Here is a 12472-nt window from a genome sequence, read left to right as displayed (position 1 = left end):
ATTGCTGGCTCTGAACGTTCGGGCGCGGGAGGTCATCACCACCCCCCTGTCCTTCGTGGCCACCGCCGCTTCCGTGGTGCACGCCGGAGGCACCCCTACCTTCGCAGACATATCGGACCGGGACTACAATCTCGACCCTCAGGAGGTTGCAGGGAAGGTGCTCCGAGGCACCGCCGCGGTGCTGCCGGTAGACCTGTACGGCCATCCCGCCAGGTTCGACGAGCTCGCCGAGAGCGCAGGGGACAAGGTCAAAATGATCGAGGATGCCGCGGAAGCGCACGGCGCCATGTACCGGGGCCGAAAGGCCGGCTCGCTGGGCCACGTGGGCTGCTTCTCTTTCTACTCCACCAAGAACATGACGGTGGGCGGGGACGGCGGCATGGTCACGACCAACGACAAACGTGTCGCTGACGATATTCGAAAGCTCCGTGATTGCGGACGAGTATCTCGGTACGAGCATGACGTGTTCGGCTTCACTTCCAGATTGAACACGGCCAACGCCGCTTTCGGCAGAGTGCAGCTGAAGCATCTGGACGAGTGGAACGAAAGGCGCAGGGAGATAGCCGCACAATACCACCGCAGGCTCCGGGGCTTGGCCCGGGTGGTCCTGCCCCCAATGGGCGATCAGGAGGTCCGGCCCGCCTTCTACGTGTTCGCCATCAGGTGCGAGGACCGTGACGCGCTGGCCAGGCACCTCGGCGACAACGGGATCGAGAGTGCGGTGCACTTCCCGCCCATACATCTGCAGCCGGTGTTCAGGGAGGCCTACGGCTTCTCGCCGGGCGAGTACCCCAAGGCCGAGGCGGCGGCAGAGCATATGCTCTCCATCCCGATGTTCCCGGGCCTGACGGCCCCGCAGGTGGACTTTGTAAGCGACAAGATCATTGAGTTCTATGGAGGAAGAAGATGAGGCGGCGTTTCGACGTGGCGGTGCTCGGGGTCGGGTATTGGGGCAAGAAGATCGTGGACGAGTACCGCAATATTCCCGGCGTGAACGTCAAGGCCGTGTCCGATCAGCTGGACAAGAACCTGGAGTTCTGCCGCGACCGATATGGGGTCAAGGAGCTGCACCACGACTATCGCGAGGTGCTCAAGGACCCTGAGATCGTGGCTCTGAACGTGTGCCTCCCCAACAGCCTGCACTTCCAGGCCGCCAAGGAGGCCCTGGAGGCGGGGAAGCATGTCCTGGTAGAGAAGCCCCTGGCCCTCGATTCCGGAGAGGGCAGGCAGCTGGTGGAGCTGGCCGAGAAGAATAACCTGACGCTGTCGGTCGGCCACATCTACCGCTTCAACAACGCCCTGAACGAGGTGCGCCGCCTGGCCAAGCAGAACTTCTTCGGTCGGATGTTCATGATGAACCTCACCTGGACCAACCTCGAGCCGGCCTACCCGGACCGGGACGTCATCGTGGACCTGGCTCCCCATACATTCGACATCACCAACTATCTCTTCGACGCCTGGCCCGTCAAGATAAGCGCCGCCGGCCAGGCCTACCGCCGCAAGGAGGGGGTGGAGGCCGCCTACATCGTGGCGGAGATGCCCTCAGGCGCGCTGGCGCACACAACCCTATCCTGGCTGTCGCCCCGGAAGGTACGGCAGGTGGAGATAACAGGCGAGGGCCGCTCCGCGGTCATCGACGCGGTGAGCCAGGAAGTGACGGTGTACGAGTCCGGCTACACCTACAAGCTGGGTATAGAGCGCAACAACACCATCCAGACGGAGCTCCTGCACTTCCTGCAATCCATCGGCGATCCCCTGACGGAAACGAGGAACTCCGGCCCCATCGGGGTGCGCACGGTGGAGATGATCGAGGCGGCCAAGAGGTCCCTGGCCAGTGGAAGGGCCGAAGAGCTGTCCTCCTGAGGTGCGGCGTTGGGCAAGCGGGTCCTGATGCTCCTCACCAACGGGTTCCGGCCGGACCCCCGGGTGGCCAAGGAGGCGGAGCTGCTGGCCTCGAACGGGTACGACGTAACCGTGCTGGCGTGGGACCGGGAGAACGCCTACCCCGACCATGGTGAGCACAAGGGAGCGAAGATCGAGCGGGTCAGGACCGGCCGGGTAGGGTCCATGCTATCGTTGGCGCTCTTCTATCCGCTGTTCTTCCTCCGCGCCCTGCTCCGCGCCCTCCGCGATGGTGCGGACATCGTGCATTGCCACGACTTCGACACCCTGGTCCTCGGAGCGGTCATCGCCTGGTTCAAGCGGGTCCCCCTGGTCTTCGACGCGCACGAGAACTACGCGCAGATGATCTCGGTCGATCTGCCGGAATGGATCGCCAATGCGGTCGAGCGCGTGGAGGGCGTGTTCACCGGGAAGGCGGACGTGGTGATCACCGTCAGCGAGGTCCATGCCTCTCACATGAGGAAGAACGCCCGCAACGGCGTCATCCTGGTGGAGAACTGCATCGACCTTCCGAAGGACATCCCCCCGCCGGAGTTCAAGGGCCGCGAACTCGGCCTCATCTACGTCGGGACGCTGGAGCCCATGAGGTACATCATCGAGTCGATCGACGCGTGCGGGCCCATGAACGACGTTACGTACAAGGTAGCGGGATGGGGGCGCCTGGAGGGGGAGGTCCGGAAGCGCGCGGACGGCCGGAAGGTCCAGTTCCTGGGATTCCTGCAGCACCCCGCGATGCTTAGGGAAATGGCGGCCAGCGACGTGGTGGTGTGCCTTCTAGATCCCTCCAACAAGAACTACGTGGGCAATTCCCCGACCAAGATCTACGAGGCCATGGCCGTGGGCGTGCCCGTGCTCACCACCAAGGGCACCACCAGCAGCGACCTGGTGGAGAAGACGGGCTGTGGGCTGGCCATCGAGTGGAGCGAGGAAGGGTTCCGCCAGGCCATCGAGCGGTTCCGCGACCCGGCGAAGCGGCAGGATTGGGCCAGGGCCGGCCGGGCCTCCGCGGAGAGGGAGTACAACTGGAACGCAATGGGCGCGCGGCTGCTGGATGCGTATCGAGAAGCGCTATCCTGAGCGAGCTTCACGCCCGGGAACGGGACGCCTCTCCCAGCATGTAGAAGGGCGCCAGCAGTACGCTGAGGGTCTGACGGCTGAAATGGAGGAAATGGCGCGGGTCCCTCGACCTCGCGGTCACCCAGAACGCGTTGCGCGGCCCTCGCAGGGCGGCGTGGGCGTACCACCACAGGGCCCTGCGCGCGGGCATCCTCCCGGTGCGGCCGAGGTTCAATATCCCCGCGGCGTTGCGGCCCTCCTTCCTGGGGAGGTCCTCGAGCTCGTGGAAGTGATCGACGTACAGGCGCGCTACTATCCAGCGGTGCCCGCTGTCCAGGACCTTCTGGGTCATCAGCCAGTCCTCCCAGGTGTCTATGTCCTCGAGGTCCAGGTCCTCGATGAGGGACCTCCTCACCAGGGTGGCCGAGGTAAGGCCCCGGTCCCCCGGCCCGAGGTCATAGGCCTCCCCGCCCCTGAACCTCCCCTCATAGGAGTCGACAAGCATGTCCCTGTACGGCTGATGCACCGATATCACCGCCCCCTGGACCGCGCCGGTGCGGTCGTCCAAGAGCCTCTGGGTCCTTTCCCGGAACCCCGGGGGGATGACCACGTCGTCGTCGACGAAGCAGACCCATTCTGAGCCGCTGGCCCCTACTCCTTTGATCCGAGCGGAGCCCAGGGAGACGGTGTCCGGGATGACCGTGGCCCCGTGGCGGCGGGCGATCTCGGGGGTCCCGTCCCGGGAGTCGCGGTCCACCACGATGATGCGGGCCGGCCTTAGTTCGTCCTCCACGGACCTCAGGGACCGCTCCAGGCGGTTCCCTGAGTTCCAGGTGGGGATTATGACGCACAGGTCCCTCAAGGGGTCGCGCGCGCCCTGGTCAGCGGCTCGGCTCATGGCCAACCCCTTGATGGGTATCCGTTAAAGTACGTTTGCCTGGCCTCGAACCGGGCAGGGCGGGCGAGGGCGCTGCGCTGTCGTCCTCTCGCCCGCGCGGCGGCGCCGTCTTGGCGCCGGGGGGAGGTGCCCAGAGGGAGCGATGCCGCGGCCCCGCGGCGGCCGGTTCAGGAGCGGAGCGCTGGACGTTCCCGTCGTCCTGGTGGTTCTCGGGGCCTCGCGGGCCTGCCTGCGGACGGCATGCCGAGGGCGGTTTCCAGGGGCGAACGTTAACGAAGAGCGCGGAAAATATGACGAACGTGCGGATAAATGCCCCTAAAACCGACGAACGTTAGTATGGATATCGGAGAACCTGCGACAAATCTTATATAGCCATCATTTCATTTCATTCTCACGTCCGACATGCGTCGGACTCACGGGATGGGAAGCGATCGTAGGGGCCATGGGATGCTGGGCCCCGGTTTCGCCTCCGGCGTCGGAGGTTGGATGTACCTTAAACAGATAGAGCTTGAGAACTTCAAGTCGTTCGGCAGGAAGCTTACAGTGCCCCTGCTGGAAGGCTATACCGCGGTCACGGGACCGAACGGCTCCGGCAAGTCCAACGTCTCGGACTCCATACTTTTCGTGCTCGGGCCCAAGAGCTCCAGGGCCATACGCGCCGGGAAGCTCTCCGACCTCATATTCAACGGCGGCAGCAACAAGAGCCCCGCCGACCACTGCAAGGTGTCCCTGGTCTTCGACAACAAGGACCGCATGATCCCCATCGATGACGACACCGTCCGCCTGACCAGGGTGGTCAAGATGGCCAGCGAGGGGGACGGCTACAGCTCCTATTTCTACGTCAATGACCGCAAGTCCTCCCTCGGCGAGTTCGACATGCTGCTGTCCAACGCCCGCATCAGCGCGGATGGGTACAACTTCGTCCAGCAGGGCGACGTCACCCGGATAGTGTCGATGTCCAACCTGGAGCGCAGGAGGATCCTGGACGACATATCGGGCATCTCCAAGTTCGACGAGGAGATCGGCAAGGCCCAGGCGGAGAGGTGCGAGACCGACGCCAACATGGAGCGCATATCCATCATCCTGTCGGAGCTGCTCCGCCAGATAGATCAGCTGGAACAGGAGAAGGAGGTCGCCCTCACCTACATCCGCATGAAGGAGATGCTCATCCAGTCCAAGGCGCAGATGGCCTTCCGGCGCAAGGAGAGCACCGAGGTCGAGATCGTCAGCCTCCAGAAGCAGATACAGGGCTTCGAGGCGGACATCGAGAGGCTGAAGTCCCGGAAGCTGGAGATAATCGATAATGTGAGGGACCTCGACGCCCGGATGGTCCAGGCCGACAAGGACCTGGAGGCCCGCGGGGGGAAGGAGTTCAAGGAGCTTCGCGAGAAGATCGATGCCCTCAGGGTCCAGGTGGCCAAGGCCGAGGACAAGGCGGCCCAGGCGGCGCAGTCCGCCGCTGAGCTCGAGGAAGAGCTTGTAGCGCTGAAGGAAGAGAGGGAGGCGACCGCGGCGGAAGTGGCCGGCCTCGCGTCGGAGCTGAGCGCCAAGTCCGAGCTCCTGGGCTCCAGCTCGAGAGCTCTGGAGGGCAAGAGGAAGGACCTCGGCGAGGTCCACCAGAAGATCAGCGCCACCGACGTGGAGCTCGCGGACCTGGAGAAGAGCATCGCCCAGCAGGAGAAGGACGTCCGGGAAAGGGAGGATGCCTCCAACAAGCTGGTCATGGAGAAGGAGCGCCTGGAGGGCCGGATGGAGAGGCTCGGTTCGGAGCTCTCCGCTTTCGATGAGGACCTGAAGTCCATCGAGTTCGGGGTCAGCGACGCGGAATGGAAGATCAAGGAGATCAAGGACCGCGACAAGGGCTCCGGCAAGGAACTCAAGGAACTTCAGGAGCAGTTCCTGCAGAAGAAGAGCGCCGAGGGAAAGCTCACCCGGGAAGCGGACGAGCTGGACCAGGCCATAAAGTCCCTCACCCGCGAGCATTCCAGGCTGAAGGCCGAGGAGGAGGCGGCCGGCGAGGTCGCCCGGGGGTACAATCGGGCGGTCCGGGGGATACTGGAGGCCCGCGACGGCCGCATGATCAAGGGCATTCACGGCACCATCGCCGAGCTGGCCGAGGTGGACCCCCGATATCAGACGGCCCTCAACATCGCTGCCGGGAACAGGATGCAGGCCATCATCGTCGACGACGACGAGGTGGCCTCGCAGTGCATCCAGTACCTCAAGAGGAACGGCATGGGCCGGGCCACCCTCCTCCCGCTGACCAAGATGCTGGACGGCCGACCGAGGGGCAAGGCGATCATGGCGGCCAAGGACGCGGTGGGCTTCGCCATCGACCTGGTGAAGTTCGACGAGAGGTACCGCGCGGCGTTCTGGTACGTGCTCGGCGACACCGTCGTGGTCGACACCCTCGATCAGGCCAGGAAGCTCATGGGCGGCGTTCGGCTGGTCACGGCCGGAGGAGAGCTTCTGGAAGCGTCCGGCGCGATGGTCGGCGGCAACGTGGAATCAAGCGCCCTGAAGTTCGGGGCCGCCTCCAAGGGCCGGCTGGAAGAAGTGTCGGCCAAGCTCGACCAGGCCATACGCGCCTCGGAGCAGGCCTTCGCCGACCTAAGGCAGGTGCGCGCGGACCTCCTCACCATTGAGACAAGGATGCGCGAGCTGTCCGGGACCGGCGGCGCAACGACCATCACCCTCAAGACCCTGGAGGGGCAGCGGGACCAGCTGAAGGGCCGGCTCTCCCAGGTGAAGGAGGAGAAGGCCAAGAAGCAGGCCGAGATGGCCCAGGCGGAGAAGGCGGCGGCCGACCTGGAGGCCAGCATGGCGTCGGCGGCCGGCGAGCTGGAGTCCAGGCGGAAGAGGAGGGACGAGGCCCGCGAGAGGATGGAGCAGCTCGCCCCCAAGGAGATGTCCGCCCGGCTCAAGGCCCTGCAGGGCGAGGTGTCCGAGCTGACCAACGTAGTGGCGGACCTTCGCTCGGCCAAGGAGACCCTGGACGCCAAGGTCAAGCTCACCCAGCGGAGGGTGGACGACCTGGCCGGGGACGAGAAAGCCGTCACGGAGAAGATCGCCAAGGTCAAGAAGGACGCCGAGGAGTCGGCCGCCACGGGGGTCAGGGCGCGCACGGAGCTGGCGGCCCTCCGGAAGATAGAGGACTCCATGGGCCAGGAGATGAACGAGCTCCGGAAGAAGAAGGAGTCCCTGTTCCGCGAGAAGACCGGCCTGGAGTCGGAGAGGGACGGGATCTCCAACAAGGTGGAAACGACCACCGGGGTCATCGTCGGCCTCACCACCCGCATCAGCCAGTGCCAGGAGAAGATCAGGGAGCTGGATGAGGAGCTGAAGCAGTACAGCGTCCCCATCGCCATGCCCACGCCGTCGATGGAGGCGCTCAAGGACACCATCCGGCAGTGCGAGAGCGCCATCAACTCCATGGGGCCGGTTAACCTCAAGGCAGTGGATGACTACGGCGAGAAGCAGAAGCGCCACGACGAGCTGGCGTCAGAGGTCAAGAGGCTCGAAGCGCAGCACCGGGACCTGGTTAAGCTGGAGGGGGACCTGAACGAGAAGAAGAAGGTCTCCCTGCTCAAGGTGTACGATGCGGTGAACACCAACTTCAAGCGCGCCTACGCCGAGCTTTCCCAGGGAGGGGAAGCCTCGCTGATACTCGAGAATCCAGAGCAGCCCTTCGAGGGCGGACTGGTGATCAGGGCCAAGCCGAAGCAGGGGAAGGTGCTCAGACTGGAAGCGCTGAGCGGGGGCGAGAAGTCGCTCACCGCCCTGGCGTTCATATTCGCCATCCAGGAGTACCAGCCGTCCCCGTTCTACCTCCTCGACGAGGTGGACATGTTCCTGGACGGCATCAACGCGGACATGGTGGCCAAGAGGGTCCAGAAATCCTCCAAGACCGCCCAGTTCGTGCAGATATCGCTGAGGAAGATCACTCTCACCAAGGCCGATCACATTATCGGCGTCACCAAGCAGGACGGGGGGATATCGCACGTCATAGTGCGGCCGAACATCTCCGACGTAAAGGACTTCCAGGACGAGTTCAAGATACCCGAAGAGAAGATGGATGGGGAAACACCATGATGGGATGCACAGGGGCGGAAGGGGTGCTGCAGCACCTAATGTTCCACAAGGCCATGATCGACGAGGCCGACGATGCGGAGAAGATAGACCACTATCTGAACGTGCTGCGGGAGAGCACTGCGGCCATAGCGCCCAAGGACCCCCTGGACCGCTCCATCGAGACGGTGTTCGAGCTGGTCCTCAACAACAACCTGGACCCCTGGGACATCGACCTGATGCAGTTCACCCAGCTGTACACCGAGAAGGTCCGGGACCAGGAGGTCAACTTCGTCATCGCCGGCAAGCTCATGCTGATGGCCTGGTCCATCTTGCGCATGCAGAGCGAGAAAGTGCTCCTGGGCACCGAGGACCGCCAGCCCGAGCTGGACTTCACCGACGAGATAGACTGGCTCACCGACGAGGAGCCCCGGGCCAGGCTGTGCATGCCTGATGAGGTGTCCCTCTCGGAAGTGGTGCGCCGCCACGGCACCAGGCCCGTCACGCTGCTGGAGCTGCTCGACGCGTTCGAGGACGCCCGCCGCGAGGAGCAGGAAAGCCTCATCCGGGAGAAGCTCAGGGAAGTGAACAAGGTCAAGATCGCCGCCTTCGACACCAAGGCCCACAACGACGACATGGAGAGGGACGTGGAGGACGTGTGGCAGAGGATCATGAGGTGCGGCTCCGGCGCGGTCACGCTGGATGATATCTGGAACGGGGGCCGCGAGGACCTAGTGACCGTGTTCATGGCCCTGCTGTTCCTGGCCCGCGCCGGCAAGATATCGGTATGGCAGGACGACGTGCCGGACGGGACGATATGCCTCGAGGTCAGGATGGACTGGAGCATCGGCACGCTGGAGGACATGCCCCCGGTGCCGACGCCGCGTGCTGCCCGGATGGACAAGGACGCGGTGATCTGAGTTGCTGGACCTGGACCCGGTGCGCATCGTGGAAGCGGTGCTGTTCTCCTCGTCCCAGCCGGTGAAGGTATCGGACATAGAGCTCCAGGCGCAGATGGACGGGACGGTGGTCCGGAAGGCCATCAAGCAGCTGCAGAAGGAGTACGACGAGAGGGGCTCGGCCATCGAAGTGGCGAAGACGGGCACCGGGTACTCCCTGGTAGTGAGGGAGGCGTACCGGCCGTTCGGGCGGCAGTTCTCCCCCCAGGAGGTGCCGGACGACGTGCTCCGCACTGCCGCCATGGTGGCGTACCATCAGCCAGTGCTGCAGAGCGACCTCGCCAGGACGCTGGGCGGCCGGGTCTACGAGGACGTCAGGGAGCTTTCCAAGCTCGGCCTGGTGACGGCAAGGAAGAAGGGGCAGACGCTGCAGCTCTCCACCACCAAGCGGTTCTCCGAATACTTCGGGATCGAGGGGTCGAGCAAGACCGCCATCAAGAAGTGGATGGAGAAAAAGGCCCAGGGCGAGCAGTGAGCCCCCGGCGCTTACGCGCCCAGGACCTTGAAGAAGATAGGCCAGAAGGGATCCTGTCCCGGCATCTCCAGCTCCTCGACGGTGCCGTCCCGGCGGGTCATCCTCCGCGTCCCCGGGTCGGCGGTGGCCTTGCCGATGACCGCGGACTCGATGCCCTCCCGGCGAAGGGCCTCCATGACGCGCCGCGAGCTCGAGGGGTCGCAGGTGAGGATCAGGGTGCCCTCCGAGATGGCCTTCAGCGGGTCCATGCCGTACATCTCGCACACCGCCTTGACCTCTTGGGGGAAGGGCATCTTTCTTTCATCCACCTCCATCCCCACCCCGGACGCGGCGGCGACCTCGTAGAGCCCCCCGGCCACGCCGCCCTCGGTGGCGTCGTGCATGGCGGTGACCCCGCCGGCCTCCCGGGCGGCCAGGGCGTCCTTGACCACCGTGACCTTGCTGGTGAGGGCGGCGGCCCTCGCCGTGATATCCTCCCCGTACCGGGCCGCCAGCTCGTCCCGTCCCAGCACCCCCAGGGCCCCCGAGGCCTCGATGGCCGGGCCCTTGGTGATGAGCACGTCGTCCCCGGGCCTGGCGCCCTGGGGCGTGATGTAGGCTTCTTTGTCCACTACGGAGAACACGGTGATGCCGCCGATGGTGGGGCTGGTGAACCCTGGATAGTAGCCGGTGTGGCCGCCCACGATGGTGATCCCGAGGTCCCTGGCCGCCCGATGCACCGAGTCGACGATGACCTCCAGGTCGCGGTCCGGGGTGCCCGGAGGAAGTAGCAGAGAATAGGTCATGAACTGCGGCCGGACCCCCATCACCGCCACGTCGCTCGCGCCGATGTGCACGGTGACCCAGCCAAAGAAGTCCAGCGGCATGCCGGGCATGATGAATATGGGGTCCTCGGCCACTACCAGCACCTTTCCGCCGCCGATGTCCACCACTCCGGAGTCCACCCCCGAGCGCGGAGGTACCAGCAGCTTGTCGGTGGGTGCTCCCAGCCGGTCCTTCAGCATCGCCTCCAGGGTCTTGGTGTGCACCTTGCCCACCACCGGCGGCGGGGAGCGGAACGCCTGGTACGCTTGGGCCAGCTCGCACATCTCCTCGGCCACCTCGATGGGATCGGTCCCCAGGATGGCCGTCACCGGCTCCTTCCCCACGGCGCCGTTCTCGTAGATGACCTTCGGCGCCCTGCTGCCGGCCAGCCGCAGCACCTCCCCCGCCTTCCAGGGCATTGACGCCTCCTCCTGCTCCTTGATCTCGTCCGGCTCATGGGAGCGGTCCACGGCGATGAGGCTCCATCCCTTCTTCGCGCAATACCCCTCCAGGAACCTGACCAGGGAAGGATCGTTGGAGAAGTTGATCCCCGCCCTGACGGAAGGGAAAGCCCTGTGCACATGCACCATGAACCGGGCCATGTGGCTGGACGCTCCGAACCTTATCGGCCCGGCCGCCTGGGGCCGTCCGCCTACCACGGTGATGCGCCCCTCCACGGCCAGGACATCGTTCCTGTCCCTGGCCCCGGCGCGGGCGTAGACGAAGTTGGTCCGCACCTCCGGCACCAAGGAGGCGAACGGCCCGCAGCTCTCGATCCTGTCCACCGCGACCTTCATCCGCCCATACATCTCGATGTCCTCGTCCACGTTCTCATTCTCCGTAATATCTGGATGGATTCTCCTAAATGACGTTCCTATTTATGCATTGTGTAAATAATATGTCAAGCGCGGTCCGCCCCCACGATTGCCGGCAACGTCTTTTCGAAAGGAGCGAAAACCTGTCCCGGTCAATATGGACGATGGCACCTGGGCCCGGGGACCGCGGGACAAAGTCAATCCGCTATCGGCGACCGTTCCGTTCTGCGGAAAGCTTAAATTCCATTCCAGCAATGACACGCTTAGTGATTATTTATGGTAATGCCACTCGCTTTGCTCGAGAAGTCAATGGACCACCGGATCTCCCTCTTGCTCAAGGACAACAGGGTCCTCGAGGGAAAGCTCGCCGGCTACGATGACTACATGAACATGGTCATTGAGGACACCGAGGAGCGCACTTCTGAGCAGACCAGGCGGCTGGGCACCGTGGTGCTTCGCGGCAACAACGTAGTGAGCATCTCCCCGATCTGAGGGAGCTGCCTTCTTCTCTTTAAGCCGACATAGAGTGACCGGATGAAGGCTCTAATTCTGGCCGGCGGCCTGGGAACGCGGCTCCGCCCGCTCACCTACGCTATGCCCAAGCCGCTGGTGCCCCTGCTAGGCAAGCCCTTGGTGTGCCATATAATCGACCCGCTCCCCCCGGAAGTGGACACGGTCATCCTGGCGGTGTCGTATATGAAGGACACTTTAGAGCAGTACTTCCGGGAGCATGACGTGGGCAGGGAGGTGATCCTCGTCAACGAGGACCGGCCATTGGGCACCGGAGGCGCGGTGAGGAACGTATCCCGGTACCTCGACGATACCTTCATCGCCTTCAACGGCGACGTGGTGGCCTCCGCGGACCTCAGCGACATGCTGCGGTACCATCGCTCCCATGGGGGCATCGCCACGATGTCCCTCTGGGAAGTGGAGGATCCCACCGCCTTCGGGGTAGTGGCCAGGGACAGCAGGGGACGCGTTACTCGGTTCCAGGAGAAGCCCGATATGGAGGAGGCGATCTCCAACTCCATCAACGCGGGGGTCTACATCTTCGAGAGGGATGTCCTGGACCTCATTCCCGATGGAGTGGTATCGCTGGAGCGCGAGGTGTTCCCCAGCATGCTGGACTGCGGCCTATACGGCTACGAGCTCAAGGGGTACTGGATCGACTGCGGCACCCGGGAGAACTACCTGAGGGCGCAGAGGACCCTGCTGGGTATCAGCGGGAGCAGCGAGTCCCCCGGCCTGACCAATGAGGGCGCCGAGGTGGTGGGGGCCAACATGCTCCAGCGCGCCCGCCTGAAGGGGTGCCGGATCGGCCCCCACGTGTACGCCGAGAACGGCGTCACCGTTTCCGCCGGGGCGGAGGTCTCGGAGAGCATGCTGCTCTGCGGCGCCTCGGTGGGCGAAGGGGCGGTGGTCCGCGGCTCCATAGTCGGCCCTGGGGTGGCAGTGGGGAAGGGACAGCGTGTGATCGACGAGATCCTGGCGTGAC

Annotated in this window: 10 protein-coding genes; 8 read left to right on the top strand and 2 right to left on the bottom strand. The window is 64.5% G+C overall.

The features are described from left to right. The 3 genes from WYS_RS15090 to WYS_RS10420 form a co-directional block, all read left to right on the top strand. The coding region (locus WYS_RS15090) for a DegT/DnrJ/EryC1/StrS family aminotransferase (protein ID WP_019178114.1) at window positions 1-910 on the top strand (910 nt) is incomplete at its 5' end. Next, a complete protein-coding gene (locus WYS_RS10425; protein ID WP_019178113.1) occupies window positions 907-1863 on the top strand; it encodes a Gfo/Idh/MocA family protein in 957 nt (318 codons plus the stop codon). The genes WYS_RS15090 and WYS_RS10425, both read left to right, overlap by 4 nt. 9 nt (window positions 1864-1872) lie before the next feature. Further along, window positions 1873-2979, top strand: coding sequence for a glycosyltransferase family 4 protein (locus WYS_RS10420; RefSeq protein WP_019178112.1), 1107 nt, complete (start codon window positions 1873-1875; stop codon window positions 2977-2979). Window positions 2980-2986: 7 nt separating this feature from the next. Here the strand turns inward: WYS_RS10420 and WYS_RS10415 are convergent, their stop codons facing one another. After that, window positions 2987-3856 carry a glycosyltransferase family 2 protein gene (locus tag WYS_RS10415; protein WP_019178111.1) on the bottom strand — a complete coding sequence of 290 codons (870 nt, stop codon included), beginning with the start codon at window positions 3854-3856 and terminating at the stop codon, window positions 2987-2989. Window positions 3857-4342: 486 nt separating this feature from the next. Between WYS_RS10415 and smc the strand changes: the two genes are divergently transcribed. The 3 genes from smc to scpB are packed head-to-tail and all read left to right on the top strand — an operon-like array spanning window position 4343 to window position 9358. Further along, a complete protein-coding gene (gene smc, locus WYS_RS10410) occupies window positions 4343-7948 on the top strand; it encodes a chromosome segregation protein SMC (protein ID WP_026069021.1) in 3606 nt (1201 codons plus the stop codon). Further along, the gene (locus WYS_RS10405) at window positions 7945-8844 is read left to right on the top strand and encodes a hypothetical protein (RefSeq protein WP_019178109.1); all 900 of its coding nucleotides are present in this window, start codon (window positions 7945-7947) and stop codon (window positions 8842-8844) included. Before smc ends, WYS_RS10405 begins: the two co-directional genes overlap by 4 nt. Window position 8845: 1 nt before the next feature. After that, window positions 8846-9358 (top strand): SMC-Scp complex subunit ScpB, encoded by a 513-nt coding sequence (gene scpB / locus WYS_RS10400; protein WP_019178108.1) that lies wholly within the window; start codon window positions 8846-8848, stop codon window positions 9356-9358. A gap of 11 nt (window positions 9359-9369) precedes the next feature. Here scpB and WYS_RS10395 read toward each other — a convergent pair whose 3' ends face one another. Continuing rightward, window positions 9370-10989: a thiamine-phosphate synthase family protein gene (locus WYS_RS10395; RefSeq protein ID WP_019178107.1), complete on the bottom strand. Its 1620-nt coding sequence runs from the start codon at window positions 10987-10989 to the stop codon at window positions 9370-9372. 264 nt (window positions 10990-11253) lie between these two features. Here WYS_RS10395 and WYS_RS10390 point away from each other — a divergent pair, with 264 nt between their 5' ends. Together WYS_RS10390 and WYS_RS15085 are read left to right on the top strand one after the other, a co-directional pair. Continuing rightward, the gene (locus tag WYS_RS10390; protein ID WP_026069018.1) at window positions 11254-11469 is read left to right on the top strand and encodes an LSM domain-containing protein; all 216 of its coding nucleotides are present in this window, start codon (window positions 11254-11256) and stop codon (window positions 11467-11469) included. A 42-nt stretch (window positions 11470-11511) separates the two neighbouring features. Further along, the gene (locus tag WYS_RS15085) at window positions 11512-12471 is read left to right on the top strand and encodes a sugar phosphate nucleotidyltransferase (protein ID WP_019178105.1); all 960 of its coding nucleotides are present in this window, start codon (window positions 11512-11514) and stop codon (window positions 12469-12471) included. Window position 12472: the final 1 nt, after the last annotated feature.

This window comes from Methanomassiliicoccus luminyensis B10, from assembly GCF_000308215.1.
GTDB classification, from domain to species: domain Archaea; phylum Thermoplasmatota; class Thermoplasmata; order Methanomassiliicoccales; family Methanomassiliicoccaceae; genus Methanomassiliicoccus; species Methanomassiliicoccus luminyensis.
Note: the sequence above shows the minus strand (reverse complement) of the source record. Positions and strands in the feature narration are given on the sequence as shown.

Excerpts from the sequence above, each read along its gene's own strand:
- WYS_RS10425 (WP_019178113.1), top strand. The coding sequence starts at position 907 with ATGAGGCGGCGTTTCGACGTGGCGGTGCTCGGGGTCGGGTATTGGGGC.
- WYS_RS10415 (WP_019178111.1), bottom strand. The coding sequence starts at position 3,856 with ATGAGCCGAGCCGCTGACCAGGGCGCGCGCGACCCCTTGAGGGACCTG.
- smc (WP_026069021.1), top strand. The coding sequence starts at position 4,343 with ATGTACCTTAAACAGATAGAGCTTGAGAACTTCAAGTCGTTCGGCAGG.
- WYS_RS10405 (WP_019178109.1), top strand. The coding sequence starts at position 7,945 with ATGATGGGATGCACAGGGGCGGAAGGGGTGCTGCAGCACCTAATGTTC.
- WYS_RS10390 (WP_026069018.1), top strand. The coding sequence starts at position 11,254 with ATGGTAATGCCACTCGCTTTGCTCGAGAAGTCAATGGACCACCGGATC.
- WYS_RS15085 (WP_019178105.1), top strand. The coding sequence starts at position 11,512 with ATGAAGGCTCTAATTCTGGCCGGCGGCCTGGGAACGCGGCTCCGCCCG.